Source organism: Aeromonas sp. 600527 (assembly GCF_049175415.1).
Taxonomy (GTDB): Bacteria; Pseudomonadota; Gammaproteobacteria; order Enterobacterales; family Aeromonadaceae; genus Aeromonas; species Aeromonas veronii_A.
Genome location: NZ_JAAKVA010000027.1, coordinates 1 through 26438 on the forward strand (window position 1 = coordinate 1; position 26438 = coordinate 26438).

Genomic DNA, 26438 nt, shown 5'->3' on the forward strand with positions numbered 1-26438 from the left:
CTATCTTGGCCAACCAGATTCCGGTTGGTGGAGAGGTGGTGGAACGGCTCCCTATCCGCAAGATTGAAATTCAGGAGTAAATGATGCCGATCCGTATTTTGCCACCCATTCTGGCCAACCAGATTGCAGCCGGAGAGGTGGTGGAGCGGCCCTCTTCTGTGGTGAAAGAGCTGGTGGAGAACAGCCTGGATGCGGGGGCCGACCGGGTCGAGATCGACATCGACAAGGGGGGCGCCAAGCTGATCCGCATCCGTGACAACGGCTGCGGTGTCGCCAAAGATGAGCTGGTACTTGCGCTGTCGCGTCATGCAACCTCCAAGGTGGCCACGCTGGATGATCTGGAAGGGATCAACAGCCTCGGTTTTCGTGGCGAGGCGCTCGCCTCCATCAGCTCTGTCTCCCGTCTCACCTTCACCTCCCGCACCGCCGAGCAGTCCGAAGCCTGGCAAGCCCAGGCGGAAGGGCGCGAGATGAGCGTCACCATCAAGCCTGCGGCCCATCCGGTGGGCACCACGGTGGAGGTGGTGGATCTCTTCTTTAATACACCCGCGCGGCGCAAATTCATGCGCAGCGAAAAGACCGAGTTTGCCCATATTGACGAGCTGGTGCGCCGCATCGCGCTCTCCCGCTTCGATGCCACCCTGATCCTGCGCCACAATGGCAAGGTGGTGCGCCAGTACAAGGCCGCCAATACCGTGCCGGAGCAGGAGCGACGTCTCGCCGCCGTTTGCGGCACCCCCTTCATGCACCATGCGCTGGCGGTAGAGAGCGAGCATAGCGACGTGCGTCTGTGGGGCTGGCTGGCAACCCCGGAGGGGGCAAGACCGCAGAACGACCTGCAATACACCTACGTCAACGGTCGGATGATGCGTGACAAGCTCATCAATCATGCCATTCGTCAGGCCTATGACGAGCTGCTGCCCGCTGACCGTTTTGCAGCCTATGTGCTCTATATCGAGCTGGATCCCCGTCAGGTGGATGTCAACGTCCACCCGGCCAAGCATGAGGTACGGTTTCATCAGGCGCGGTTGATCCACGACTTTATTTTTCAGGCGCTGTTTACTGCGCTGCGTCGCGAAGGGGTCAGCGCCGCTCATCAGGACACTCCGCTGGCCGAAACCCTGGTCGAGCTGCCGGTCAGCCCGCAGATCGAATATCCCGGTCAGGCTCCGCGTACCGAGTGGTACGGTGCCGAGCACAGCTACCGGGCACCTGCACAGGTGCGGGAAGGGAACGGTGGTGGTGCAGGCCGAGCCAGCAACTATCAACCGCCCGAGCCCCCAAGCCGGGAGGCGATGCGCGGCATGGGCGCTCTGCTCACTACGCTTCCTATCGCAGCTGAGGCTGCTCCTGCGCAGCCCACTGATCCAGTGCCGTCACCCAAACAGGGGGGATGTCGTGCCCTGACACTGGTGGAGCAGGCCTACCTGTTGATCGAGCGGGATAATCAGCTGGTGCTGCTCTCGCTGGTACGCGCCGAGCGGGTACTGCTGCGCCACTGGCTGCTGGAGACCTGGGGCCAGGGACTGGCTGCCCAGCCGCTGTTGCTGCCGGTCTCCTTCAAATTGCCGAAGAATTTGATCGCGCTGGTGACCGAGCAGGAACGTTTGCTGAAACGGATGGGGCTGGAGTTGAAAAGCGGGGGGCGCGACACCATGATCCTGACTCGGGTGCCGGCTCTGCTGCGCCAGACCGATCTGGTGCGTCTGTTACCCGAATTGCTGCAAATTATCGAGGGCGGATCTGACAGTGATGCTGGTCAGCAGGCTGAAGTATTATGCCAATGGCTGGTGGAGCAGGGGATAAGCCGCGAGAAGATATACGATTTTTCAACTGCCAGTCGTCTGCTGACGGAACTTGTAGCCGCTCACGCTGACCAACTGACAGATATTCGCATGGTACGCCCGCTTTCATTGGCGACCGTGCTGGAGGAGTTTGAACATGGCGAGTGACTTGCCGACCGCAATTTTTCTGATGGGGCCGACGGCCTCCGGCAAGACGGATCTCGCCATTGAACTGTGTCAGGCATTGCCTTGCGACATCATCAGCGTCGATTCTGCGCTGATCTATCGTGGCATGGATATAGGTACGGCCAAGCCGACTGCCGATGAGCTGGCACGGGCCCCGCACCGGCTGATCGACATTCTTGATCCCGCAGTGAGCTATTCTGCGGCCGATTTTTGCAAGGATGCCCTGCGGGAGATGAAAGAGATCGCCGATCGCGGCCGCATTCCGCTGCTGGTGGGCGGTACCATGCTCTATTTCAAGGCGTTGCTGGAGGGATTGTCTCCGCTGCCCTCCGCCGATCCCGCCATTCGAGCCGGGATTGAGGAAGAGGCTGCCCGCCTCGGTTGGCAGGCGCTGCACGATGAGCTGGTACGCATCGACCCGGTGGCCGGGGCGCGGATCCACCCCAATGATCCGCAGCGACTCTCTCGGGCGCTGGAGGTCTACCGCATCAGCGGCAAGACCCTTACCGAGCTGACGCAGGTGCAGGGGGAGGGCTTGCCCTATCGGGTGCTGCAGTTTGCCATCGCCCCGAGCGATCGTGCCTTGCTGCATCAGCGGATCGAACAGCGCTTTGACAAGATGCTGCAAGGTGGCTTTGAACAGGAGGTTCGTGCGCTGATGGCGCGCGGCGATCTGCACCCGGATCTTCCCTCCATTCGCTGTGTGGGTTATCGCCAAATGTGGGACTACCTGTGCGGTGAAGTGGGGTATGATGAGATGCGTTATCGTGGCATTGTTGCCACACGCCAATTGGCAAAACGACAGATGACCTGGTTGCGCGGCTGGCCCGACGTGACCTGGTTGGAATCTGGTGAGTCTGGCAATCTTGACCTCGTGCTTGCTCGCGCTGGTGCGGCTTGACACTCCCTGTATAATCAGGTTGTTATATTGATATTCGGTGTTTAAAAACAACAAACTATAAGGAAAAGAAAAATGGCTAAGGGGCAATCTCTCCAAGACCCGTTTTTGAATGCGCTGCGCCGTGAGCGGATTCCTGTTTCTATCTATTTGGTGAACGGCATCAAACTGCAAGGTCAGATCGAGTCTTTTGACCAGTTTGTTATCCTGCTGAAAAACACCGTGAGCCAGATGGTTTACAAGCACGCCATCTCGACTGTCGTACCGGCCCGTGCCGTCAATCATCACCAGCCCACTCCGGGTGGCGCGGCTGATGAACAGGGTGATGCCGAGGCGTGATATCCCTGGGCGAGTCGACTCGCCAACTCAGATTCATCATGATTCCTGTTAAGGAGCAAGCGCTTGTTTGACCGTTATGAAGCTGGCGAACAGGCCGTTCTGGTGCATGTCAACTTCAGTGATGAGGGTGAGCGGGAGGATCTGGAAGAGCTCAAGATGTTGGTGAGTTCTGCCGGTGTAAATGCGCTGGCGGTCATCACCACTAGTCGTAGTGCGCCCAGTGCCAAATTTTTTGTCGGCAGCGGCAAGGCTGAAGAGATCGCGTCCCAGGTCCAGATGCTGGATGCGGATGTGGTGATCTTCAACCATGCCCTGACTCCTGCCCAGGAACGAAATCTGGAACGTCTGTTCCAGTGCCGGGTGGTGGACAGAACCGGTCTGATCCTCGACATCTTCGCCCAGCGCGCCCGAACCCATGAAGGTAAACTGCAGGTCGAACTGGCCCAGTTACGCCACCTTTCCACTCGCCTGGTGCGAGGCTGGACCCACCTTGAGCGTCAAAAGGGCGGGATCGGTCTGCGTGGTCCGGGTGAAACCCAGCTTGAAACTGACCGACGTCTGCTGCGGGAACGCATCAAGGCGATTTTGCGCCGGCTCGACAAGGTAGCCAAGCAGCGGGAGCAGGGACGTCGTGCCCGCAACCGCAACGAAGTACCGACAGTTTCTCTGGTTGGTTACACAAACGCCGGAAAATCCACTTTGTTCAACCAACTTACAGCTGCCAGCGTGTATGCTGCCGACCAGTTGTTCGCAACACTGGACCCGACCCTGCGAAAACTGGTGATCCGGGATGTGGGTGATGTGATTTTGGCTGACACGGTTGGATTTATTCGGCACTTGCCTCATGATCTGGTCGCGGCTTTCAAAGCGACCCTGCAGGAGACCCGCGAAGCGGATCTGCTGCTGCATGTGGTGGACTGTGCCGATGAGCAGATGCAGGAGAATATCGACTCCGTGCAGCAGGTGCTGGCCGAAATTGAAGCTGACGACAGGCCTCAGCTGATGATCTGCAACAAGATCGACAAGCTGGCGGATCGTCCTGCTGGTCTGGAGCGAGATGACGAGGGGCGCCCATTGCGCGTCTGGCTGTCGGCTCAGACTGGTGAAGGTTGTGAGCATCTGTTTACGGCGCTGACTGAACTGCTGGCCGGCTCCATGGTGCACCACACCCTGCAGTTGCCACCCTCGGCAGCAAGATTGCGCAGTGCGCTTTATCAGTTGAAGGGCATTGAGCAGGAAGGCTTTAGCGAGGAGGGAGATTTCGTGCTGGAAGTCCGCTTGCAAGTGGCCGACTGGAACCGCCTCGTAAAGCAGGAAGGTGAGAGTTTACAACGCTTTATCAGACATTGATGTTCTGATAGAGGTGATATCCATCCGCAAGTATTAATGGAGACGCTGATGGCTTGGAATGAGCCTGGTAACAACGGCAAAGACCGTGACCCTTGGGGGAACAACGGCAAGAATCAGGGGCCCCCTGATCTGGACGAAATGCTGCGCAAGATGAGCCGTCGCTTCGGGGGCCTGTTTGGTGGTGGCACATCCGGTGGTGATGTCGGTCGCTTTGGTATCTCCATCGCACTGGTGATCGCTGTGGTGGTGTGGGTTGTCAGCGGCTTCTACACCATTCGTGAAGCGGAACGTGGTGCTGTGCTGCGGTTTGGCAAGTTTTCCCATATTGTCGAGCCGGGTCTGCGCTGGAATCCCACCTTTATCGACAAGGTGATCCCTGTGGATGTCGAGTCCGTGCGCTCCCTGCCTGCTTCCGGTTTCATGCTGACTCAGGATGAAAACGTGGTGCGGGTCGAGATGGACGTGCAGTACCGTGTCGTCAACCCCGAGCAGTATCTGTTTAGCGTAACGAATGCTGACGAGAGCCTGAGTCAGGCCACCGACAGTGCCCTGCGTTATGTTGTGGGCCACACCAAGATGGACGACGTGCTGACCACCGGTCGTGAGAAGGTGCGTCAGGAGACCTGGCAGGTGATTGATGGCATCATCGAGCCTTACCAGATGGGTCTGCAGATCGTCGACGTCAACTTCTTGCCGGCTCGTCCGCCGGAAGAGGTGAAGGATGCGTTTGATGACGCCATTGCCGCTCAGGAAGATGAGCAACGCTTCATCCGCGAGGCCGAAGCCTATGCCCGTGAAGTCGAGCCGAAGGCCCGTGGTCAGGTCAAGCGTCTGGAGCAGGAGGCGGAAGCCTACAAGTCCCAGATTGTGCTGAAAGCCCAGGGTGAAGTGGCCCGCTTCAACGAGCTGCTGCCCCAGTATCAAGCTGCGCCCGATCTGACACGCAATCGTATCTACCTGGAGACCATGGAAGAGCTCTATCAGCAGGCCAATAAAGTGGTGGTCGACATGCCGGCTGGCAACAACAGCATGATCTATCTGCCGCTCGACAAGTTGGCTGGCAAGCAGGCGAGCGTCCAGCAGGGGCGTCCAGCTGCTGCGCCGACCATCGAGTCCACGCCAGCTTCCAACGAGGGCGCCAACTCCACTCCGACGCCGCTGCGTAGCGGTGACCGCTTCAGCTCAGGGAGAAACTGATAGATGAAAAAGCTAGCTATTGGTGTAATCGCTGTCGCGGCCATGGTCTGCTTCTCCTCTGTCTTTATCGTTGATGAAGGCCAGAAGGGGATTGTGGTGCAGTTCGGCAAGGTGAAGCGGGTTGACTCCGGTGAACCCCGCCTCTATGAACCGGGCCTGCACTTCAAGGTGCCGCTCATCGACCAGGTTCGCAAAATGGATGCACGCATCCAGACCATCGACAGCCAGGCTGACCGTTTTGTCACCTCCGAGAAGAAAGACCTGATCATCGATTCCTATGTGAAATGGAAGATCGAGGACTTCTCCAAGTACTACCTGGCAACCGGTGGTGGCAACAAGTTGCAGGCCGAGGATCTGCTCAAGCGCAAAATCAACAACGGTCTGCGCTCCGAGATCGGTAATCGTACCATCAAGGATATCGTCTCCGGCGAACGCAGTACCGTGATGGAAGATGCTCTGATGAAGATGGCGCGCTCCTCCGAGCTCGGCATCAAGGTGGTGGATGTGCGGATCAAGCAGATCAACCTGCCGGTGGAAGTGTCCAACTCCATTTACCAGCGGATGCGGGCCGAGCGTACTGCCGTGGCCCGTGAGCATCGCTCCCAGGGGCGTGAGCAGGCCGAGATCCTGCGGGCCGATATCGATCGCAAAGTGACCGTGATGATCGCTGATGCAGAGAGTAACGCTCGTCAACTGCGCGGTGAAGGGGATGCGGAAGCCGCCAAAATCTATGCTGACAGCTACAAGAAAGACCCCGAGTTTTTCAGCTTCGTGCGCAGTATGGAGGCCTATCGCAAGAGCTTCGCCGGTGGCAATGACCTGATGGTGCTCAAGCCGGATAGCGAGTTTTTCCGTTACTTCAAGTCTCCTGAAGGCACCAAGCAGTAAGTGTCGGGAGTTGTTTTGCCAGGGGCCTGCTTTGTCAGGCCCTTTTATTTGTCTGCCAAACAAACGGGGTCAATGGTTTTTGACGGGAGAGGGGCAGAATGATGACATCCATACTGACGGGGCTGGGTCTGCTGTTGCTGTTTGAAGGGTTGGGGCCGTTTCTGATGCCAAGAGTGTGGCAGCAGATGCTGCGGCTGTTGAGCGAACAACCGGCGGAGCAGCTACGCCGTATCGGCGGCTCGCTGGTGGTGGCTGGCAGCGTGATCCTCTGGATGGTGAGTCGCTGAGTCTGGCGAAATGCACTGCTCAGCAGATAGCGACAATAAAAAAGAGGCAGAAGGCCTCTTTTTTCATGCATGTCGTTTACTCAGGCACTGCGCTGCACCGCCATGTGGGCCAGTGTTTCCAGCGCCTGTTTGTGCGGGGAGTCAGGCAGGATGGCGAGCGCGGCAATGGCCTTGTCCGCCTCTTCCCTTGCGCGCATGCGGGAGTACTCCAGAGCACCGGTGCGGTCGAGAATGGCCAGGATCTGGTCGAGATGCTCCATGCCGTTGCGGTGCTCGATGGCATCACGCACCAGTTGGCGCTCTTCCGCACTACCCACTTCCATGGCGCGCAGCAGCGGCAGGGTCGGTTTGCCTTCGGCCAGATCGTCACCGACGTTCTTGCCCATCTCTTCGCTCTGGGAGCAGTAATCCATCACATCATCGATGATCTGGAAGGCGGTACCCAGATACTTGCCGTAGTCGGTCATGGCCTGCTCGACAGGCTCCGGCTGATGGGTCAGCACGGCGGCGAGACGGGTGGCGGCCTCGAACAGCTTGGCGGTCTTGCAATAGATGACCGTCATGTAGCTCTCTTCGGTGGTATCCGGATCGTTGCAGTTCATCAACTGCAGCACTTCCCCTTCGGCGATGGTGTTGGTTGCATCCGAGAGGATCTCCATCACCCGCAGGTTGGAGAGTTCGGCCATCATCTGGAAGGAGCGGCTATAGAGGTAGTCACCGACCAGCACGCTGGCAGCATTGCCAAACATGGCGTTGGCGGTCTCCCGGCCACGGCGCAGGTCGGATTCGTCGACCACGTCGTCGTGCAGCAGGGTAGAGGTGTGAATGAATTCGATGATGGCGGCCAGTTTCAGGTGATCCTCACCTTCATAGCCCAGCGCACGCGCAGCCATCACGGTCAGCATGGGGCGCATCCGTTTCCCGCCGGCGCTGACAATGTAGAAACCCAGCTGATTGATCAGACTAACGTCGGACTGGAGTCGGGCCAGGATCAGTTCATTGACCGCCGTCATGTCGGCGGCACAGAGCGCACGGATAGTCTGTTGGTCCATAAGTCTCGTAACGTGACAGCAGCAATAACTGCGATTTTAGTAATGGCAGGGATTCTACACGATTTCACAATGGGTTACAGTTAGGCGTTTATCCACGGCGGCAGATATGCGCACAAAATAAACTTTTTGCTAAATTGGCCTTGCCTGAGCAGATCGATTTGCGTAGAATGCCCGCCCATTGTTATAGGTTTTTGCGCATGTCTAGCCTTGAGCAAAAGACATGCCTTTACGGAGTTAATCAAATGTACGCGGTATTCCAAAGCGGCGGAAAACAACACCGTGTGGCCGAAGGTCAAATCGTTCGTCTGGAAAAGCTGAACGTTGAGACTGGCGCTACCATCGACTTCAACGAAGTGCTGATGGTTGCTGCAGGCGACACTTTTAAAGTAGGTGCTCCTTTCGTTGAAGGTGGCAAGGTTGTAGCTGAAGTTGTGGCTCACGGCCGTGGCGAGAAAGTGACTATCGTCAAGTTCCGTCGTCGTAAGCACCACCGTAAGCAAGCGGGCCACCGTCAGTGGTTCACTGAAGTCAAAATCACTGGCATCAGCGCTTAATTAGAGGAGTCCGATAGATGGCACACAAAAAAGCTGGCGGTTCATCCCGCAACGGTCGCGATTCTGAAGCTAAACGCCTGGGCGTGAAGCGTTTCGGCGGCGAAACAGTTCTGGCTGGCAGCATCATCGTTCGTCAGCGCGGTACCAAGTTCCACGCTGGTGAGAACGTTGGTCTGGGCAAGGACCACACCCTGTTCGCTACCGCGAACGGCAAGGTGCAGTTCGAAGTTAAAGGTCCGCTGAATCGTAAGTACGTTAGCATCGTTGCTGAGTAATTACGGACCGCAAGGATCCGAAGCCCCGCCAACAGGCGGGGCTTTTGTTTTTCCGAAATAATGACGAAAAAACGGAACGCAGATGACCCGGGTACCGAGATTGCCCGGAGAGGCAAGATGCGTATCGCCCGCAGGGGTCTGTACCACTATAATTGCGTATCGGTTTTTCGAATTAAGGTGACGGTTACCTATGAAGTTTGTTGATGAAGTCCAGATTCGAGTCGATGCCGGTGACGGTGGTAACGGTTGTGTAAGTTTTCGCCGTGAAAAATATATTCCCAACGGTGGTCCGGATGGTGGTGACGGTGGTGACGGTGGTGACGTCTATCTGGTTGCCGATGAGAACCTCAACACCCTGATCGACTACCGTTTTGAGCGTTTCCATGCTGCCGAGCGTGGCGAGAATGGCCAGAGTGCCAACTGTACCGGTCGTCGTGGCAAGGACAAGATCCTGCGCGTGCCGGTCGGTACCCGTGCAACCGATGACGATACCGGCGAGTTGCTGGGCGACTTGACTCACCACGAGCAGAAGCTGCTGGTTGCCAAGGGCGGTTTCCACGGTTTGGGCAATACCCGCTTCAAGAGTTCGGTCAACCGGGCTCCACGCCAGAAGAGCAACGGCACCCCGGGCGAAGTGCGTACCCTGAAGCTGGAGCTCCTGCTGCTGGCCGATGTCGGCATGCTGGGTCTGCCCAACGCAGGCAAGTCTACCTTTATTCGCGCCGTTTCTGCGGCTCGCCCGAAAGTGGCTGATTACCCCTTCACTACCCTGGTACCGAACCTGGGTGTGGTGCGTGGTGAAAACTCCCGCTCCTTCGTGATCGCCGATATCCCGGGTCTGATCGAAGGCGCTGCCGAAGGTGCAGGCCTGGGTATCCGCTTCCTGAAACACCTCGAGCGTTGCCGCGTGCTAATCCACTTGGTGGATATCTGCCCGGTTGATGGCTCCGATCCTGCTGAAAATGCCGTGACCATCGTCAAGGAGCTGGAGAAGTACAGCCCTGAACTGGCTGGCAAGCCGCGCTGGTTGGTGTTCAACAAGATGGATCTGATCCTGGAAGAGGAAGCCCAGGAGGTGATGGATCGCGTCAAGGCGGCCCTGAACCACGAAGGTCCGGTCTATGCCATCACTGCCATCAGCAAGGAAGGCACCAAGAAGGTCTGCTACGACATACTGGATCTGCTGGATACCATGCCCCGTCAGCTGGCGGAAGATGCCAAAGACGCCATCGAGAAGGTGGAGTTTAAGTGGGACGACTACCACAAGAACCAGCTGGCCAAGGCTGAAGCGGAAGCACTGGCTGCCTCTCTTGCCTTCGATGAAGGGCTTGATGATGACGATTGGGATGACGACGAAGATGATGGCGTTGAAGTCATCTACGTCCGTGACTGATCCCCGTCACTCTCATTGAAAACCGGAGCCTGAACAGGCTCCGGTTTTTTTATGTCTATCGAGCAGCAACTCATTAGGTATATTTGTGATGTCACTTATTGCCTGCTACTGATAACCGATTATACTGCCCACCAAAATTAACAATAACGAAACAATCATCTGGCGATGTCGATTGAATCGATATGCGCCGCTGTATCTTATTGTTTTAATGGAAGGTTTACCTGTTGAAATATTTATGCGCATATTTCTGCCTTAAGGGCTTGTTTGTGCATTTTTTTAGAGTATTCTTGCGCCCGTTTTGCCGGTTAATGCATGAATACGCAGGTAGGCCGGGCTATGGAAAAGTAACATTAGGGCAGTCTTATCATGCTGGAAAAGAGTCTTGAAGCATCTGCGGTTAATACCCGCCGTAACTTGTTGATGTTTCTAATACCGTCACTGATCGGTATCTTGCTGTTCATGACGCCGGTCGTCTATGACGGTAACGTCACCATCCCGGTGGCCGTGCTGGCCAAGCTGGTACAGCGCGTTTTTGCCGATTATCTGGTCGCCATGGTCAGTGCGGTGATCACCACCACCATGCTGATGACGGTGATTGCCTGGCTGTTCAAGCCAGCGATTCTGGTGCGTCGTCCTTTCCTCAACAGTTTGTTCAATGTCTCCCCTTTCTGGGCCTGCGTGCGGGTATTGGGCGGTATCTTCGTGCTGCTGACCTTCTTCCAGGTGGGGCCAGAGGTGCTTTACTCCGGCGCAACCGGTGGACTGGTGCTCAACGATCTGCTGCCGGTGCTGTTTTCGGTCTTCATTTTTGCTGGCCTGTTGCTGCCGTTGCTGCTCGATTTCGGGCTGCTGGAATTTGTCGGCACCATGATGACCCGCATCATGCGTCCGGTGTTCCGGTTGCCGGGTCGCTCCGCAGTGGACTGCTTTGCCTCCTGGCTGGGGGATGGCAGCGTCGGTATCCTGCTGACCAGCAAGCAGTACGAAGGGAAGTTCTATACCCAGCGTGAAGCCGCGGTGATTGGCACCACCTTCTCTGCCGTCTCCATCACCTTCTGTCTGGTGGTGATCTCCCAGGTGAAGCTGGAGCACATGTTCGTCCCCTTCTACCTGACCGTCTGTCTGGCGGGGGTGGTTGCCGCCATCGTGGTGCCGCGTCTGCCACCGCTCTGCTGGAAGAAGGACATCTATGCCGATGGCACTCCCCTGTGCCGCAAGCAGGAAGCAGTGCCGCACCAGCACAGCGTGATGAGCTATGGTTTCGAGCGTGCCCTCACCAAGGCTGACAGCATGACTGATCTCGGCGCCGTCGCACGGGAAGGGGTGAAGAATGCACTGGATATGGTGTTTGGCGTGCTGCCGGTGGTGATGGCGATCGGTACCTGTGCCCTGATGCTGGCCGAGCACACCCCTATCTTCAACTGGCTTGGCGCCCCGTTTGTCCCCTTGCTGGAGCTGCTGCAACTGCCGGAGGCGGAAGCCGCTTCCAAGACCATCATGGTCGGTTTTGCCGACATGTTCATTCCGGCGGTGCTGGCCTCGACCATCGAGAGTGACATGACCCGCTTCGTGATTGCCGCCATGTCGGTAACCCAGCTGATCTATATGTCGGAAGTGGGCGCCCTGCTGCTGGGCAGCAAGATCCCGGTCAAGCTGTGGGAGCTGTTCGTTATCTTCCTGCTGCGCACTCTGGTTACCTTGCCGGTGATTGCCGGGGTGGCACACCTGCTGTTCTAAGGGCGCAGCGCAGTGAAAAACGGTCAACCTCGGTTGACCGTTTTCTTTTTCGTAGTGACGGAAGAGAGTCCCCCTTCGGTTGGCTCAGCCTGTAGTGACGGGACTCTGGATGGTCAGCGAGTGGATTGTGTTGGCGATGCGATAGGGCTTGGCTGCTTTGTAGACCTTCTTCTCGTCGTCATAGCTTCCCCCCAGATACTGGGTGCTGTATAGCGTCTGCTGGCGGCGATCTGTCTCCTTGTAGCCCTGCGGGCAGGTCTGGTTGGCCTGCTGAAAGCAGGCCGTCATGCTGCTGCATTCGATGTAGAAGCCGCGCTGGCTGGGATCGGCAAGGTGCACAGGGGTGACGGTAGGGGCGGGGGGAGACAACAGGGCGCAACCGGAGAGCGTCAGTGCGCCCAGCAGAACGAGATGTTTTGACATAGATAACCTGAACAGTGTGGTGTGACAACGTGTGAGGGGGAGTCTATTGCTCCCCCTTCGCTATAGGGGCACCGTTATAACCAGCCCGGGGCGTTCAGGCCAGCCCGCAAATGTAAGAAGATATGACCCAGCTAGGCCTGTGCGGCTAGCAGTGCGGTTTCATCCACCTGATCCAGTTGGGCGGTCTCGAGGAAGCGTCTGGCGTAATCGCGCCAGATACCGCTGCTGACAAACAGAACGAACAGATCCGGGTCGATATGCTGTTCACGTACCATGCTCTGCATGATGGCAAGAGCCTGGGAGACCGTCTTGCCAGATTTGTAGGGGCGATCACTGGCGGTCAGAGCCTCGAAAATATCGGCGATAGCCATGATGCGGGCCGGTACGCTCATCTGTGATCCGGTCAGCTGGCGTGGGTAACCCTTGCCATCCATCCGCTCGTGATGGCCGCCGGCAATCTCCGGCACGCAGCGCAGATGACGGGGGAAGGGGAGGTGCTCCAGCATGCGTATGGTCTGGATGATGTGCTCGTTGATCTTGTAGCGCTCCTCCTCGGTGAGGGTTCCCCTGCTGATGGCAAGGTTGTATCTCTCCCCCCGGTTGTAGAGATGGTGCGGTACCTTGACCTTGAAGCCCCAGGGATTGTGCTCGTCGAACCGATCTCCATCCGGACGAGGCACAAGGTGCCAGCACTTGTCGGCCAGCAGTGGCTCGAGGCAGGGCAACTCGGGAGATGGTTCTTTCTGACGCAGCTTGATCTCCTCCCGGCTGATGCCGAGCCGATCGTCCAGGGTGCGCAGCCAGGTGCGGCTGGCGATGGCGTCGAGCCGTTCAATCTTCTCGGGGGCCATCCACTCGCCACCCAGATTGCACTCGGCGATGAAGGCAAACTCCTGATCCAGCTCGGCCCAGCGCGGGGCTGCCTCTTCCCGGCAGGCACTTCTGATCTCTGATGACAAGCGGGCAGCGAGGCTCTCGATATAGACATCCCGCTTGAGTACTTCAAAACGAGTGCGGATCTCGTGGATCCGGTCGTAGAGGGTCTCCAGTTTGGTGGCCTTGTCGACCACGAACTCCGGGGTGGTCACCTTACCACAGTCATGTAGCCAGCTGGCGATATGGATGGCTTCCCACTCCTCCTCGTTGAGAGTGAAATCGGCAAAGGGGCCCTGTCGCTGGGCGCAGGCCGCCTCGGTCAGCATCCGGGTCAGCTCCGGCACCCGCTGGCAGTGACCGCCGGTGTAGGGGCTCTTGGCGTCGATGGCGCCGGCCATCAGCTCGATAAAGGATTCGAGCAGCTGTTTCTGCTCTTCCAGCAAGCGCTGGTTCTCGATGGCGGAGGCGGAAGTGCCCGCCAGCGCTTCGATGAGGCTGATGCGCGATGCCAGCTCCTGTTCGCTGCAGCGTGGCAGGATCAGCAGGAGGTATCCGATCAGCTCCTGACGATGGCCGCAGAGCGGCTCAGCCACCAGCTGGCATGGGTCGGGAAAGGAACCCCAACTGTCCAGGTGTTGCCTCCATGTCGCCTCATCCAGGCTGAGGGAGATGCGCTGGGAAGTGGCCATGCCGGATAGCAATGGTTGTGGCCAGGGAACCTGCCCAAGGGGCAGCTCGGTTTGCTGCCAGCGGGCCTGGACCGGCTGCATCTTTTGCTGTTGGGCCAGGTAGAGGCTCCCCCCTTTTGCCTGTACCGCGGCGATGGTTTCATGCAGGATGCGGCTTAGCAGGGAGTCGAAGCGGTGCTCTGCAGCCAGTGCTCTACCCATGTTCATGAAGTTGCCGAGGGTTTGGCGCATGCCGGACATGGTGCGGGCAAGGTCATCTATCTCCCGGATGGCCGATTCTGGAACCTGCCCCTCGCCAAAGTCGAAACGCTGGATCCGCTCGGCCTCGCGGGTCAGGGCCAGCAGCGGGGTAGCGGTACGGCGGGAGACCATCCAGATCACTGGCAGCAGCAACAACAGGCTGGTCAGCGCCCATGCCATATTGATCAGTGCTTCATTGCGTGCCTGCTGATAGAGCAGATCTGCCGAGACCAGCAGGGCGATGTAAAAAGGGGTGTCCTTGCCGAGGGGGGAGATATTGACCAGCCACTCTTGTTTTTCCCCTGTGGTCAGGGTCAGCTCCCGGGGAGAACCATCCAGCAGCACAGGCGTCCTCTCTAGCCTAGTTTTCAGCTCGGCCATGACTGGGCTGCCCAGAGCCGTGATCGCTGGCAGCTGGGTTAGCTGATCATAGGCTGGCAGATGTACAGGATCGGCCGCCAGTAGGGTCGCGGAGCGATCGAACAACACTACCTGGCTTTGGAGCGGCAACTGCAGCTCGCCAATCAAGGCCGAGAGCCCTTCGACACTGGCATCCAGCCCGATCACGGCGCGTTGGCTATGGCTGGTGACAGCCAGCGTCATGCCCGGCTCCCTGGTGGTAAAAAAGAGATAGGGGGTGGTGGCGACAATCTTTGATGAACCGCGAGCCAGCCGGTACCAGTCGCGGCTGCGGGGATCGAATCGATAATCCGCCATGGCTCGCCGCCCCAAAAGTTGCAGCTGCTCATCAAAATAGAGGAACTCTCCCCGCCCGCTACTCAGGCTCTGAACCAGCAACTGGCTGCCTTCAGGCACAGCCTGCAACTGGGCCCGGGCCCGTTCCGTGAGTTTTCGTACCAGAAAGAAATCGCCACTCTCATAGCCGATGTAGACGGCACCATAGCTGTCGCGATTGGCCAAGATCTCTGCCAACTGCGGCAGATACTCCAGTCGGCTTGCCAGATCGCTCATGTCGGCCAGTCGGCTGCTGGCTAGCAGGCTGAGGGACATGCGGGCTGGCTGCTCGTTCAATTGCAGAGCGAGGGCCAGCTGTTCCCGGTACTGTTTGAAGTTGTGGCGCTCATGTTCCAGCATCTGGCGAGAGCCCTGCTGGAACTGCAGCAGAATCAGCAGCATGCCCAGCACACTGAACAGCAGGGTAAATAGGGTGGCAATGTGAACATAGAAGGGCTTGCGCCCGGATCTGGCAGTGATCATGGACATTTCCTTGTCACAGTGATGCTTGCGGAGACGATCTGTCAGCAGTGTGTCAATACGATAACAGAAATGACAATACTGGCCTGATATCTGTGCTTTTCCATGGTTGCCCACTGCCAGGCAGAGCTTGGCAGGAGATAGTGATTCATTCAGGTATCCCGTGCTACATTGCCTCACTTGTTACTGGTCTGTAAATCCATGGAGTGACTCATGCCTGCCATCCCCTATTCCGTGCTCGATCTGGTGCCTGTTGCCGAAGGTTCCGTACCTGCCGAGTCATTTCGCCGTTCGCGGGATCTAGCCCGCCATGCCGAGGGCTGGGGTTACCAGCGCTACTGGCTGGCCGAACACCACAACATGCCGGGCATTGCCAGTGCCGCCACCTCGGTGCTGATCGGCCATCTGGCCGAAGCCACCACAACTCTGCGGATCGGGGCGGGTGGCATCATGCTGCCGAACCACTCGCCACTGGTGATTGCCGAGCAGTTTGGCACTTTGGCTTCTCTCTATCCCGACCGCATCGATTTGGGCCTTGGTCGCGCCCCCGGGACCGACCAGCGCACCATGCGGGCGCTGCGGCGAATGCGCAGCAGCGAGGTGGATGATTTTCCGGCCGATGTGCGCGAGCTGATGAGCTACTTTGGCGACGAGATCGGCGCGGTGCAGGCGGTGCCCGGCCAGGGGCTGCATCTACCCATCTGGCTGCTGGGCTCCAGCCTCTACAGCGCGCAACTTGCAGCTGCGATGGGCTTGCCGTTCGGGTTTGCCTCCCATTTCGCGCCCGCCATGTTGCTGCAGGCGCTGGAAATCTACCGCAGCCAGTATCGTCCCTCTGCGCGCTGGCCCAAGCCCCATGCGGTGGTCTGCATCAACATGATCGCCGCCGACAGCGAGCGGGAGGCCCGTTTCCAGTTCACTACCGTGCAGCAGCAGTTCTTGCGCCTTCATCGCGGTGATGCGGGCAAGCTGCCCGCGCCGGTCGTCCAGCTTGGCGACGAGTGGGCACCCCGGGAGCTGATGGCGATGGAGCAGACCCTGGCTCGCTCGCTAGTGGGCGATCCGGAGCAGATCCGCCATGGCCTCAAGGCGCTGCTGGCGGAAACCCGTGCCGATGAGCTGATGTTCAATGGCCCCATCGTCGATCATCAGGCCCGGCTGCGCTCCTTTGAAATTGCCGCCGAGCTGATGCAGAGCCTGTAAGCCATGACGAACCCTACTGTCGCGGTGGATGGGCCGTATTGGAATCCCATGGTACCGGAGCTGTCGGTTACCGATCTGGCTCGATCTCTGGTTTTCTATACCGGTTTGTTGGGCTTCTCGGTCCGCTATCGGCGCGATGACCCTCCTTTTGCTTATCTTGAGCAGCAACAGATACAGCTGATGCTGGAGCAGGTACATCCGGCGGGTTGGCAGGTCGGGGCGCTGGAGCCACCGTTCGGTCGGGGGATCAATCTGCAGATGGAGCTGACCGAGATCCAGCCGCTACTCGACCGCTTGCAGGCCGCCGGGATTGCACTTTTCCGGCAGCCCACTGAAGTCTGGTATCCAGTGGGCGAGATGCTGGCCGGGCAGCGCGAATTTTTGCTGCAGGATCCCGATGGTTATCTGTTACGGTTTGTGCAATATCTGGGGGAACGAGCGGCTGACTGACAAGATCAAAATCTTAACCATCTGATTTTAAAGGACTGTCAGATGTATGTCGGCTATCTGTCGTGTCACCTTTCGCGGCGCAAGCCCTATGCTGGCCCTGTCAATTACCACAAGGAGTTCGAGATGATCGTCAGGAAGTTGAGATTGCAACGGGGTTGGTCTCAGGATCAGTTGGCAACGTTGACTGGTTTGAGTGTCCGCACTATCCAGCGGATCGAGCAGGGGCAGCAACCCGGACTGGAATCTCTCAAGGCCCTGGCCGCCGTCTTTGAACTCGATGTGGCTCAACTGGATGGATCAGAGCAACAGGAGCGCGAGATGAGAGGAAGTGACACTATGGGTCAGGATGCGGTCCAGGTATCGGCAGAGGAGCGGGCGGCAATGCGCTATGTGGAGGGGCTCAAGGGCTTCTATCACCATGTCGCCAGCTATCTGCTGGTGATTGGCGGGTTGTTTGTCATCAACTATCTGAGCAACCCGGGGTATATCTGGGCCTGGTGGCCGGCACTGGGGTGGGGATTGGGACTGGCGTCCCATGCCATTCGGATATTCGAGCCTTTCAAACTGTTTGGCCCGGAGTGGGAGCGGCGCCAGATCGAGAAGCGGCTGGGGCGCAAGTTGTAACTTCATTCGCCGGAAAACAGGGCACACAAAATAGTAAGCCCGGCAGATTGCCGGGCTTTGTTATTGGAGCGGGTTGTGGCAATCGGTGCAACTGCGACCGCCTGATTGCTGCGTACTCCCTAGCTGGCGTGAACCGGGCAGGGGGTGGCGATCAGAGCATCATCCTCGTAGCGCCACAGGGTGAGGCTGTTGCCCCAGACGCAGCCGGTATCCAGACCCTTGATATCGCTTTTTCCGGTGTTGCCCATCAGGGCTGCCCAGTGGCCGAACACCAGAATGGGGTCATCCACATGGTGTTCACGCTGCTCGAACCAGGGGCGCAGCCCCGGGGTCGACTCCTTGGGCCCCTTCTTGCATTTGAAGTCGAGCCGGCCATCAAAGTAGCAGAAGCGCATCCGGGTGAAGGTGTTGATGATGTAGCGGTAGCGGTCAATCCCGACCAGATCATCTTTCCAGCCATCGGGTTGGTCGCCATACATGTTGTGCAGCAGCCACTGGTACTGATCGCCGCGCAACAGGCTCTCTACCTCGCGGGCACAGTTGCGGGCGGTGCGGGCATCCCACGCCGGGGAGATACCGGCATGCACCATCATGATGGGCAGATCCGGATGCTCCGCCAGCAGCGGGCGGTGGCGCAGCCACTCCAGCAGTTCATCCCGATCCGGCGCATCCATCAGGCTCTGCAGCTTGTCCTTCTTCTTGAGTGGGGCAACGCCATTGGCGACCGCCAGCAGGTGCAGGTCGTGGTTGCCGAGCACGGTGACGGCGCGGTTGCCCAGCCCTTTGACAAAACGCAGGGTATTGAGGGAGTCCGGGCCGCGGGCGACCAGATCGCCGCAGAGCCAGAGCACGTCTTGGTCGGGATCGAACGCGGCAAGATCCAGCAGACGGCGCAAGTCGTCGTAACAGCCCTGGATGTCACCGACAAAACAGTTCGCCATGAAACCTCAGTTGATAATATTGGGGATGGCCAGCGTGAAGGGGGCGATAGGCGCCTCGAACTGCTGACCAGAGCCATCTTGCAGGGTATAGCTCCCTTCCATCACCCCGAGCGGGGTCGCCAGCGGCACGCCGCTCTGGTAGCGGTAGGTCTCACCTTCGGCAATGACGGGTTGTTCCCCGACCACGCCCGGGCCTGCCACTTCCAGCATCTTGCCATTGGCATCGGTGATGAGCCAGCGCCGGTGCAGCAGTTGCACCGGGCCGGGTCCCAGATTCTCAATCTCGATCAGATAGTGAAACTGGTAAGGGTCTTTGGATTCCGCCACATATACGGGGTATGGGCGGATCTCGATGTGCGGGAGTGCCACAGGATCAGGCCTTTGGCTGATCTGCCAGCCAGTTGGCGATCATGACAAACTGCTCGAGGGAGAGATTCTCCGGGCGCAGGTTGCCATCGATACCAAGCTCGGTCAGCTGGGCGTCGGTGATGAAGTTGGAGAAGCTGTTGCGAATGGTCTTGCGACGTTGGCCGAAGCCCTCGGTACAGACGCGGTTCAGGCAACGGATATCCTTGGCGACTATGGTGGGATTCTTGTGCGGGATCAGGCGTACCACGGCAGAGTCCACTTTCGGCGCCGGCTTGAAGGCGCCAGGGCCCACTTCCAGCACTGGCACTACCTGGCAGTAGTACTGGGTCATCACGCTCAGGCGGCCATAGGCCTTGCTGCCGGGACCGGCGGCCAGACGCAGAACCACTTCCTTTTGCAGCATAAAGTGCATGTCTTCAACCCGGTCGGCAAACTCGCACAGGTGGAAGATAAGCGGGGTGGAGATGTTGTAGGGCAGGTTGCCGAAGATACGCAGTGGCCCCTTGCCTTCACCCATCAGGGTGCCGAAGTCAAAACGCATGGCATCCGCTTCGATAACGGTCAGCTTGTCCTTGAGGGTCGGGTGCTCACGCAGACGTGCCGCCAGATCCCGGTCCAGCTCGACCACGGTCATCTTGTCCATCTGGGAGGCGACCGGCTCGGTCAGCGCGGCCAGACCCGGGCCGATCTCCACCAGGTTCTGACCCGGCTGCGGATTGATGGCGGCCACGATCTGATCGATCACGTAGCGATCGTGCAAGAAGTTCTGACCGAAACGCTTACGGGCGGTGTGGCCCATGTGCACTTTGTTGCTCTGCACCTTACTGCTCATATCTTTTTTTCTCTACCATCTTGATGGCGTGGTTGATCGCGGTGATCAGGCTGCCCGAGTCGGCGAGGCCCTTGCCTGCCAGATCCAGTGCGGTGCCGTGATCCACCGAAGTGCGGATGAAGGGAAGCCCCAGGGTGATATTGACCGAACTGCCGAAGCCCTTGTATTTGAGCACTGGCAGCCCCTGGTCGTGGTACATGGCGAGTACCGCATCCGCATCCTTGAGGTATTTCTCCTGGAACAGGGTGTCGGCCGGCAATGGGCCGACCAGATCGATCCCCTCCTGGCGCAGTGTGGCCAGAGCAGGTTCGATCACGTCAATCTCTTCACGTCCGAGATGGCCACCTTCCCCGGCATGAGGGTTGAGGCCGCAGACGTAAATACGGGGTTTGGCGATGCCAAACTTGGTGGCGAGATCCTCGTTGAGGATCCGGATCACCTTGCCGAGGCGATCCTCGGTGATGGCCATCGCTACATAGGCCAGCGGAATATGGGTGGTCGCCAGTGCAACCCGCAGTCCCTCGGTTGCCAGCATCATCACCACATCGGCGGTGCCAGACTGCTGGGCAAAGAACTCGGTGTGGCCGCTGAACGAGACGCCGGCCTGGTTGATGATCCCCTTGTGCACCGGTCCGGTCACCACGGCGGCAAATTCGCCGCTGAGGTTGCCATCGCAGGCGCGTTGCAGGGTCGCCAGCACATAGGCGCCGTTGCCTTCGTTCAGCTCGCCCGGTACCACGGGGGCTCCGAGGGGGACCGGACAGACGGTCAGGGTGCCCGCCCGCTGCGGATGAGCAGGGACTCCTGCATCGTAGGGCTCAAGCTCTATGGACAGCCCCAGCAGGGCCGCCCGCTCGCGCAGCAAAGCTGGATCGGCAATGACCACCAACTGGTGCGGCCAATCCTGCTGGGCAATCTGCAGCACCAGATCCGGGCCGATCCCGGCCGGTTCGCCCGGGGTAACGGCAAGGCGACGGCAGCTCATCAGCTCGCAGATCCTTCGACACGGATGTAAGCCTCATCACGCAGCTCATCCAGCCACGCCTGGGACTCTTCCACGAAGCGGCGGTTGTAGATCAGCTGATAGGCACGCTGTTCCAGAGCCTTGTCAGTGGCATCCAGGCTGCGACGATCTTCCACTTGGACGATGTGCCAGCCGTGGCTGGTGCGGAAGGGGGCGCTGATCTGGCCCGGTTGCAGGCGGTTAACCATGTCGCGGAACTCCGGCACATAGACGTTGGGGTCAGACCAGCCCAGTTCGCCACCCTGCACTGCAGAGCCCGGATCTTCGGAGTACTTCTCCGCCATGCTGGCGAAGCTGGCCTTACCGCTCTTGATGTCGTGAAGAATGCCGTCCAGCATCCCCTTGGCTTTCTCTTCGCTCAGGATGATGGAAGGCTTGATCAGGATGTGACGGGCCTTCACCTCGGTCTGCATCACCTGCTGCTGGCCCTTGGTGTCGAACACCTTGACGATGTGCAGACCGGCGCCGGAGCGCAGCGGGCCGACGATATCGCCCTTCTTGGCACCCTGTACCGCTTCGGCCATCAGGGTCGGCATCTCTTGCGGGCTCATCCAGCCCCAGTCACCCCCTTCCAGCGCCTTGGGACCGTTACTCTCGGCAATGGCCAGTTTGCGGAAGTCGGCACCTTGCTTGAGGGCGGCCAGAATGCGCTCGATCTTGCTCTTGGCTGCATCCAGCTGGGCGGCGGTCGGGTTGTCCGGCAGGGCAATCTGGATATGGCCGACGTGGTATTCGTTCTGCTGTTGACCCTGTTTCTTCAGGATCTCCACCACTTGCTTCACCTCCTGCTCGGAGATGTTGATGCGACGGCGCACCTGGTTGCGGCGTACCTCGTTCATCAGGATCTCGCGGCGCACCTCTTCCCGATACTGGGCATAGGTCATCCCTTCACGGGCGAGCTGGGCACGCAGTTGATCCAGGGTCATCTTGTTGTCGGCGGCGATGCCCTGAATAGCCTGTTCCAGCTGGGTATCGCTGATCTTCAGCCCCTGGCGATCCGCTAGTTGTAACTGAAGGCTCTCCTGGATTAGACGGTCGAGCGCCTGTTTGCGCAGAGTGGCATCGTCAGGCAGGGACTGGCCGCTCTCCTGGGCGGAGAGTTTTACCTTGTTGACCAGTGCGTCCTGTTGACTGGACAGCACTACGTCCTTGTTGACCACGGCCAGCACCTTGTCCATCAGCTCGGGTGCAGCCAGAGCGGCCTGGCTCATGGCGCCGAACATTCCCGCGGTCAGCAGGGCAATCAGGGTCTTTTTCATATCCATCTCTCAAGGCTGGACCAGCATCATTGCTGGTCTTTCAGATTAAACGGGCGAACATAGGGCAACAGCTCGGTATCCAGTGTGACACTGCGGCCACCGGTACCCACACTGCCAAGTCCCTTCATTTCAAACTGCAGACCAATGACTTTTTCCGAAGTTGGCTTCAGGGTGATATTGTCCGGCTGGTTGTGCCACTCCAGGCTCATGTTGATGCTCCAGCAGCAGGAGTCGTATTTGACACCGATTTTGCGGTCAATGTTCACATCCTGCTTGATATCACGGTAGTAACCGCCATACATCTGCCACTGATCGGCGATCGGTGCCATCATCACCAGGCCAGCCTGGCTGAGGTCTTCGGCCAGATTTGGGTTGCTCGGGTAGCGATAGTCCCGGTTGCCGTCCTGGATATAACGGTAGTTGACCTGGGTGGTCAGCTTGCCGGCCCGATATTCGACCGCACCGTTGCCAGCAGTAAAATCACCCTCGGAGGTGTCGTACTGGCTCCCTACATGGGCAAACCACTCATCGGTGATCCGGGCATCACCTTCGAACGAGAGCAGTGAGCGCGAATTGGTGCTCTTGGGATCCGATGGATAGAGGCGTACCTTGGGGGGCGTCATTTCGAAGGCCTGAGCCACCGCCAAGCGTAACCTTTCATCACCCACATTGTCATAGACCCGGCTGGTCAAGCCAGCGGTAACCCGGTTGGCATCACTAATGCGATCGAGACCGGCATAGCGGCGATCGCTAAACAGGCTGTAGTAGTCCTGACGGGTTGTGGTGGAGTCGTAGATCCCGATCTCATCCTGATTCCGATAGGGTACATAGAGATACTGAAACTCCGGCTCAAGCGTTTGGGTGCCCTTGCCATCATACCAGTCAATCGAACGATCGAAGTTGAGCCCGCCCTTGAGTCGGAAGGAGGGAAGGGTGCGATTGACGGTTCCATCCGCCAGGGTCAATTGCTTGCTTTCAACATCGGTGAAGCGGGTTCGATCGGTGGCTACCAGATCCTTGGGAACCTCCTGGTTGTAGGAGGTAAACATCAGCTTGTACTGGCTGGTGAGGTAATAGCCGGGCGCATCCACCAGAGGAATTGTCAGGGCGGGCGCTAAATGAAATCTGGTGGCAGTGTAGCGTTCACCGGCTTGCTGGGCAGTGGCACTGCCGCTGTCATAGCCAAACTTGGTCAGCTCGCTGTTCCAGGCCAGATCGAACCACTGACCCTGCTGGTAGTAGTTGTAGTTGATGCGTGGCAGCATCTCGTGAGGCAGCAAAGCACCAGGCAACAATATCTGGTAGCGGCGTATCTCCGAGGTGAGGTTCCAGTTTTGTTGGTAGTAACCAGCAGTAAAGGATTGCTGCAACTGGCTGTCGACCTGGGTACCTACTTGCGGACTGAAGTCATTGAAGTAGTTGTAATCCTTGTCCCGGACTTTGGTGTAATCGATACCAAAGCGTAGCGAACCATCCATCAGGGTGGAGCCGTGACGGACGTTCAGCAGATAGCGATGGCCATCAGAGAGGTACGGCGTTCCTGTTGAAGGGTTGGTAAAGCTTGGATTGCCCGAGTCAAACTGCTTGTCATCCCTCAGATTTTCAAAATAGAGGGTGCCGATATGGGCGGGATCCGGCATGTAGCGGAACTCCACCTGTTCCATCAGGCCTCGCCTGTCCATGAAACGAGAGGTGATGGTGGCATCGTAGTTGGGGGCAATGTTCCAGTAGAAGGGCTGGGTGATCTCCATGCCATTGCCGGAACTCTGTTTGTAACCCGGATAGAGCAGACCTGTCTTCCGTTCATCCTTGATGGGAAAGTTGATGTACGGAAAATAGAACACCGGGTAGTCATAGAGCCAGAGACTGGCGTTCCAGGCTTCACCGAATACCTCTTTCTGGTCGATATCGATGTTGCCTGCCTTGAGGGTCCACACCTCCTGACCGGGGGGGCAAGTGGTGTACTGGGCCCCCTCCATGGTGATGTTCTGGTTGTTGTTGGTCATCACTACGCGCTTGGCAAAGCCGCGCACCGGTGAGCCATGCACCTGATACTTGCCCTCTTCCAGCTCGGAGTTCTTGGTATCCAGATTGGATTTGAGGGTCTTGTCGCTGGTGACGGTCACCTGACCGTCGTTGTAATAGATGTTGCCGATGGCGATGACATCCCGGCTCTTCTGGTCGAGCTGGGCATAGTCGGAGTCAAACTTGCGAACACCCTGACGAACCTTGACGTCACCTTCATAGACGGCGGTGCCGCCCTGTTTGGCCTCTAGACGGTCAGCATCAACCTCGACCGGCTGTGCGTTGGCATCCTGATCCGATGCTGGCTTCTCTATCTTGGGAACATAGTCATAGCAGAGACTATCAAGAATGCCGGTGGCTGGCGGCGCTTCGAACGGAGCCGCCTGCACCATCACAGGGGCAAGTGCGGGGGCCAGACTGATAGTCAGGGCGATGGGATAGCGGTACCCCAGTGTCCATTTGGTCATGTGAAAGACTCGTGCAATCCGTGATAGATACGGTTGATCCAAGGCATGCATTTTACGACAGGTTTCATCGAGTTGACATTGCATGTCATTGCTTTATGTTAGCCGGCAATGATAAAGCATTATTGCGGCCAGGGCTAACAGCCAAGTGCTGCTTTCCACCTTGGTCCCCGACTTATGCACGATCGCGATTCCCTGCTATTGCGGTGGGCACGCCAGATATCAGGCGATGCCACCCTTCAGTTGACCCTTATTTCCGGTGATGCCAGTTTCCGCCGCTACTACCGTGGTGCAGGGCTGATATGGGTAGATGCCAATCCGAAAACCGAAAAAAATCATGAATTTGTTCGTAACGCGGCCGCCTTGCTGGCGCGTCAGCTGCTGGCGCCAGAGGTGAAGGCGGTGGACTACGAACAGGGCTTGCTGGCGGTCAGTGACCTGGGCGATACCCAGCTTATCAGCCGCCTGAACGAGCACAACGTGCTGGCCTGGTATGGCAAGGCCATTGATTTGTTGCCCCGACTGGGGGCAGTCGACCTGGCACTTGAACCCTTCGATGCCGCTTTTATGGCACGGGAGAACAGTATTTTTCCCGAGTGGCTGCTGGGCCACCATCTAAAACTGACCCTGAGCGATGAAGAGCAGCAGTTGCTCGATGAGACCTTTGCCTGTCTCACAACCTGCAATCTGGCTCAGCCGCAAGGGGTCATGCACCGGGATTTCCACAGTCGCAACCTGATGGTATGTGGCGGAGATACCCCCGAGAGCAGCACCCTTGCCATCATCGATTTTCAGGATATGGTCATCGGGCCGCTCACCTATGATCTGGTCTCCCTGCTGAAAGATTGCTACGTACGCTGGCCAGACGAGGTGATCGATGAAGGGATGCGGCACGGCTTTGCCACCCTGCAACAGGCGGGTCTGCTTGGTGAGCTCGATTATGCCAGTTTCCGTCGTGATGCCGACCTGACCGGCATGCAGCGCCACCTCAAAGCTGCGGGGATCTTCACCCGGCTCTATCATCGCGACGGCAAGCCTGGCTATCTCAAGGATATTCCCCGTACTCTCGGCTATGTGGTGGATGTCTGTCGCACTCATGGTAGTGCCTATCCGGTACTGGCCCGTTTTGGTCAGTGGCTGGAGCAGGTTGTGTTGCCGGGGATTGCCAATGCAGGGGTTAAACCATGAAGGCGATGATCTTGGCCGCTGGCCGTGGCGAGCGGATGCGCCCGCTGACCGACCTGCTGCCCAAGCCGTTGCTGGCGGTGGGGGGCAAACCGCTTATCGTCCACCATATCGAAAAGCTCAAAGCCGCCGGGGTGACCGAGTTGGTGATCAACCACGCCTGGCTCGGCCACAAGCTGGTCGAGAGCCTTGGTGATGGCAGTGCGCTTGGCGTGACCATCCACTGGTCAGCCGAAGAGAGTGCGCTGGAGACTGCGGGCGGCATCGTGCAGGCGCTGCCGCTGCTGGGCTCTAAACCCTTTTTGGTGATCAACGGCGATACCTGGCTCGATCTCGATTATCGCACTCTGGTCAGTCAGCCCCTTGGCGATGATCTGGCACATCTCTGGCTGGTGCCCAATCCGCCCCAGCACCCTAGCGGGGACTTTGCCCTGCAAGGGGGGCGAGTCATGGATACGCCAGCGTTTACCTTCAGCGGGGTCGGACTATATGATCCGGCGGCCTTTGCCGGTCTCGCGGGCGGTGCCCGCAAGCTGGCGCCCCTGCTCCGTGACTGGATGGCGCAAGGGCGGGTAGGCGGCAGCCTGCTCGCTGGCGAGTGGCGCGATATCGGCACGGTCGATCGACTGCGCGAGCTGGATGACCAGCTCCAGGCCCGCACTCATTAACTTCAAGAGGT

General features: G+C 58.4%; 25 protein-coding genes. 16 read left to right on the forward strand and 9 right to left on the reverse strand.

The annotated features are described in order from the left end of the window. Positions 1-83 precede the first annotated feature (83 nt). From mutL to G5154_RS20490, 7 genes are all read left to right on the forward strand, one after another. Positions 84-1952, forward strand: coding sequence for a DNA mismatch repair endonuclease MutL (mutL, locus tag G5154_RS20460; RefSeq protein ID WP_421251603.1), 1869 nt, complete (start codon positions 84-86; stop codon positions 1950-1952). Next, positions 1942-2871: a tRNA (adenosine(37)-N6)-dimethylallyltransferase MiaA gene (gene miaA, locus G5154_RS20465; protein ID WP_421251602.1), complete on the forward strand. Its 930-nt coding sequence runs from the start codon at positions 1942-1944 to the stop codon at positions 2869-2871. Before mutL ends, miaA begins: the two co-directional genes overlap by 11 nt. A gap of 72 nt (positions 2872-2943) precedes the next feature. Next, on the forward strand, positions 2944-3207 hold the full coding sequence (gene hfq, locus G5154_RS20470) for an RNA chaperone Hfq (RefSeq protein WP_005339045.1): 264 nt from the start codon (positions 2944-2946) through the stop codon (positions 3205-3207). 63 nt (positions 3208-3270) lie between these two features. Further along, on the forward strand, positions 3271-4557 hold the full coding sequence (hflX, locus tag G5154_RS20475) for a ribosome rescue GTPase HflX (protein WP_421172861.1): 1287 nt from the start codon (positions 3271-3273) through the stop codon (positions 4555-4557). Between the two features lie 48 nt (positions 4558-4605). Then, the gene (gene hflK / locus G5154_RS20480) at positions 4606-5754 is read left to right on the forward strand and encodes an FtsH protease activity modulator HflK (protein ID WP_319919773.1); all 1149 of its coding nucleotides are present in this window, start codon (positions 4606-4608) and stop codon (positions 5752-5754) included. Positions 5755-5757: 3 nt separating this feature from the next. Continuing rightward, a complete protein-coding gene (gene hflC, locus G5154_RS20485; protein ID WP_421222473.1) occupies positions 5758-6642 on the forward strand; it encodes a protease modulator HflC in 885 nt (294 codons plus the stop codon). 98 nt (positions 6643-6740) lie between these two features. After that, positions 6741-6929: a DUF2065 domain-containing protein gene (locus G5154_RS20490; RefSeq protein WP_421251601.1), complete on the forward strand. Its 189-nt coding sequence runs from the start codon at positions 6741-6743 to the stop codon at positions 6927-6929. Between the two features lie 80 nt (positions 6930-7009). On the opposite strand, the gene ispB is transcribed toward G5154_RS20490, so the two are convergent. Next, a complete protein-coding gene (gene ispB, locus G5154_RS20495; protein WP_421222476.1) occupies positions 7010-7981 on the reverse strand; it encodes an octaprenyl diphosphate synthase in 972 nt (323 codons plus the stop codon). A gap of 242 nt (positions 7982-8223) precedes the next feature. On the opposite strand from ispB, the gene rplU reads away from it, so the two are divergent. From rplU to G5154_RS20515, 4 genes are all read left to right on the forward strand, one after another. After that, positions 8224-8535 (forward strand): 50S ribosomal protein L21, encoded by a 312-nt coding sequence (gene rplU, locus G5154_RS20500; protein ID WP_005304210.1) that lies wholly within the window; start codon positions 8224-8226, stop codon positions 8533-8535. 17 nt (positions 8536-8552) lie between these two features. After that, complete coding sequence (rpmA, locus tag G5154_RS20505) at positions 8553-8810, forward strand: 50S ribosomal protein L27 (RefSeq protein ID WP_005304202.1); 258 nt, start codon at positions 8553-8555, stop codon at positions 8808-8810. 190 nt (positions 8811-9000) lie between these two features. Continuing rightward, positions 9001-10203, forward strand: a complete 1203-nt coding sequence (cgtA, locus tag G5154_RS20510; RefSeq protein ID WP_236348096.1) for an Obg family GTPase CgtA — start codon at positions 9001-9003, stop codon at positions 10201-10203. Positions 10204-10569: 366 nt separating this feature from the next. After that, complete coding sequence (locus G5154_RS20515; protein ID WP_421251600.1) at positions 10570-11940, forward strand: YjiH family protein; 1371 nt, start codon at positions 10570-10572, stop codon at positions 11938-11940. 84 nt (positions 11941-12024) lie between these two features. Here the strand turns inward: G5154_RS20515 and G5154_RS20520 are convergent, their stop codons facing one another. Beyond that, positions 12025-12363, reverse strand: a complete 339-nt coding sequence (locus tag G5154_RS20520) for a hypothetical protein (RefSeq protein WP_421251599.1) — start codon at positions 12361-12363, stop codon at positions 12025-12027. Positions 12364-12494: 131 nt separating this feature from the next. After that, entirely contained in the window at positions 12495-15386 is a 2892-nt protein-coding gene (locus tag G5154_RS20525; protein WP_421251598.1) for an HD domain-containing phosphohydrolase, read from the reverse strand. 210 nt (positions 15387-15596) lie between these two features. Here G5154_RS20525 and G5154_RS20530 point away from each other — a divergent pair, with 210 nt between their 5' ends. The 3 genes from G5154_RS20530 (at position 15597) to G5154_RS20540 (ending at position 17660) form a co-directional block, all read left to right on the forward strand. Then, complete coding sequence (locus G5154_RS20530) at positions 15597-16586, forward strand: luciferase-like monooxygenase (RefSeq protein WP_421206018.1); 990 nt, start codon at positions 15597-15599, stop codon at positions 16584-16586. Positions 16587-16589: 3 nt separating this feature from the next. Continuing rightward, complete coding sequence (locus G5154_RS20535; RefSeq protein WP_335844178.1) at positions 16590-17036, forward strand: VOC family protein; 447 nt, start codon at positions 16590-16592, stop codon at positions 17034-17036. 123 nt (positions 17037-17159) lie between these two features. Further along, a complete protein-coding gene (locus G5154_RS20540) occupies positions 17160-17660 on the forward strand; it encodes a 2TM domain-containing protein (protein WP_421251597.1) in 501 nt (166 codons plus the stop codon). Positions 17661-17779: 119 nt separating this feature from the next. Here G5154_RS20540 and G5154_RS20545 read toward each other — a convergent pair whose 3' ends face one another. Genes G5154_RS20545 through lptD form a run of 6 tightly spaced genes read right to left on the reverse strand, consistent with a single transcriptional unit; the run spans position 17780 to position 24577 of the window. Next, positions 17780-18601 (reverse strand): symmetrical bis(5'-nucleosyl)-tetraphosphatase, encoded by an 822-nt coding sequence (locus tag G5154_RS20545; RefSeq protein WP_201987516.1) that lies wholly within the window; start codon positions 18599-18601, stop codon positions 17780-17782. Between the two features lie 6 nt (positions 18602-18607). Continuing rightward, positions 18608-18970, reverse strand: a complete 363-nt coding sequence (gene apaG / locus G5154_RS20550; protein WP_337073347.1) for a Co2+/Mg2+ efflux protein ApaG — start codon at positions 18968-18970, stop codon at positions 18608-18610. 4 nt (positions 18971-18974) lie between these two features. Beyond that, positions 18975-19802: a 16S rRNA (adenine(1518)-N(6)/adenine(1519)-N(6))-dimethyltransferase RsmA gene (gene rsmA / locus G5154_RS20555; RefSeq protein ID WP_236348086.1), complete on the reverse strand. Its 828-nt coding sequence runs from the start codon at positions 19800-19802 to the stop codon at positions 18975-18977. After that, on the reverse strand, positions 19792-20787 hold the full coding sequence (gene pdxA / locus G5154_RS20560; RefSeq protein ID WP_216980183.1) for a 4-hydroxythreonine-4-phosphate dehydrogenase PdxA: 996 nt from the start codon (positions 20785-20787) through the stop codon (positions 19792-19794). The genes rsmA and pdxA overlap by 11 nt, the downstream gene beginning before the upstream one ends. Then, entirely contained in the window at positions 20787-22085 is a 1299-nt protein-coding gene (gene surA / locus G5154_RS20565) for a peptidylprolyl isomerase SurA (protein ID WP_421244804.1), read from the reverse strand. The genes pdxA and surA overlap by 1 nt, the downstream gene beginning before the upstream one ends. A 26-nt stretch (positions 22086-22111) precedes the next feature. Next, on the reverse strand, positions 22112-24577 hold the full coding sequence (gene lptD / locus G5154_RS20570) for an LPS assembly protein LptD (RefSeq protein ID WP_005341030.1): 2466 nt from the start codon (positions 24575-24577) through the stop codon (positions 22112-22114). A 174-nt stretch (positions 24578-24751) separates the two neighbouring features. Between lptD and G5154_RS20575 the strand changes: the two genes are divergently transcribed. Both G5154_RS20575 and murU read left to right on the forward strand, forming a co-directional pair. Further along, positions 24752-25762 carry an aminoglycoside phosphotransferase family protein gene (locus tag G5154_RS20575; RefSeq protein WP_421251596.1) on the forward strand — a complete coding sequence of 337 codons (1011 nt, stop codon included), beginning with the start codon at positions 24752-24754 and terminating at the stop codon, positions 25760-25762. Further along, entirely contained in the window at positions 25759-26427 is a 669-nt protein-coding gene (gene murU / locus G5154_RS20580; protein ID WP_421251595.1) for an N-acetylmuramate alpha-1-phosphate uridylyltransferase MurU, read from the forward strand. The genes G5154_RS20575 and murU overlap by 4 nt, the downstream gene beginning before the upstream one ends. The last annotated feature ends 11 nt before the right edge of the window (positions 26428-26438 follow it).

Coding starts and splice junctions, on each gene's coding strand:
- G5154_RS20525 (WP_421251598.1), bottom strand. CDS start 15,386: ATGATCACTGCCAGATCCGGGCGCAAGCCCTTCTATGTTCACATTGCC.
- hflC (WP_421222473.1), top strand. CDS start 5,758: ATGAAAAAGCTAGCTATTGGTGTAATCGCTGTCGCGGCCATGGTCTGC.
- G5154_RS20490 (WP_421251601.1), top strand. CDS start 6,741: ATGATGACATCCATACTGACGGGGCTGGGTCTGCTGTTGCTGTTTGAA.
- rpmA (WP_005304202.1), top strand. CDS start 8,553: ATGGCACACAAAAAAGCTGGCGGTTCATCCCGCAACGGTCGCGATTCT.
- rplU (WP_005304210.1), top strand. CDS start 8,224: ATGTACGCGGTATTCCAAAGCGGCGGAAAACAACACCGTGTGGCCGAA.
- mutL (WP_421251603.1), top strand. CDS start 84: ATGCCGATCCGTATTTTGCCACCCATTCTGGCCAACCAGATTGCAGCC.
- G5154_RS20540 (WP_421251597.1), top strand. CDS start 17,160: ATGATCGTCAGGAAGTTGAGATTGCAACGGGGTTGGTCTCAGGATCAG.
- miaA (WP_421251602.1), top strand. CDS start 1,942: ATGGCGAGTGACTTGCCGACCGCAATTTTTCTGATGGGGCCGACGGCC.
- G5154_RS20515 (WP_421251600.1), top strand. CDS start 10,570: ATGCTGGAAAAGAGTCTTGAAGCATCTGCGGTTAATACCCGCCGTAAC.
- hfq (WP_005339045.1), top strand. CDS start 2,944: ATGGCTAAGGGGCAATCTCTCCAAGACCCGTTTTTGAATGCGCTGCGC.
- murU (WP_421251595.1), top strand. CDS start 25,759: ATGAAGGCGATGATCTTGGCCGCTGGCCGTGGCGAGCGGATGCGCCCG.
- G5154_RS20530 (WP_421206018.1), top strand. CDS start 15,597: ATGCCTGCCATCCCCTATTCCGTGCTCGATCTGGTGCCTGTTGCCGAA.
- G5154_RS20545 (WP_201987516.1), bottom strand. CDS start 18,601: ATGGCGAACTGTTTTGTCGGTGACATCCAGGGCTGTTACGACGACTTG.
- hflK (WP_319919773.1), top strand. CDS start 4,606: ATGGCTTGGAATGAGCCTGGTAACAACGGCAAAGACCGTGACCCTTGG.
- pdxA (WP_216980183.1), bottom strand. CDS start 20,787: ATGAGCTGCCGTCGCCTTGCCGTTACCCCGGGCGAACCGGCCGGGATC.
- lptD (WP_005341030.1), bottom strand. CDS start 24,577: ATGACCAAATGGACACTGGGGTACCGCTATCCCATCGCCCTGACTATC.
- cgtA (WP_236348096.1), top strand. CDS start 9,001: ATGAAGTTTGTTGATGAAGTCCAGATTCGAGTCGATGCCGGTGACGGT.
- G5154_RS20535 (WP_335844178.1), top strand. CDS start 16,590: ATGACGAACCCTACTGTCGCGGTGGATGGGCCGTATTGGAATCCCATG.
- ispB (WP_421222476.1), bottom strand. CDS start 7,981: ATGGACCAACAGACTATCCGTGCGCTCTGTGCCGCCGACATGACGGCG.
- surA (WP_421244804.1), bottom strand. CDS start 22,085: ATGAAAAAGACCCTGATTGCCCTGCTGACCGCGGGAATGTTCGGCGCC.
- rsmA (WP_236348086.1), bottom strand. CDS start 19,802: ATGAGCAGTAAGGTGCAGAGCAACAAAGTGCACATGGGCCACACCGCC.
- G5154_RS20575 (WP_421251596.1), top strand. CDS start 24,752: ATGCACGATCGCGATTCCCTGCTATTGCGGTGGGCACGCCAGATATCA.
- G5154_RS20520 (WP_421251599.1), bottom strand. CDS start 12,363: ATGTCAAAACATCTCGTTCTGCTGGGCGCACTGACGCTCTCCGGTTGC.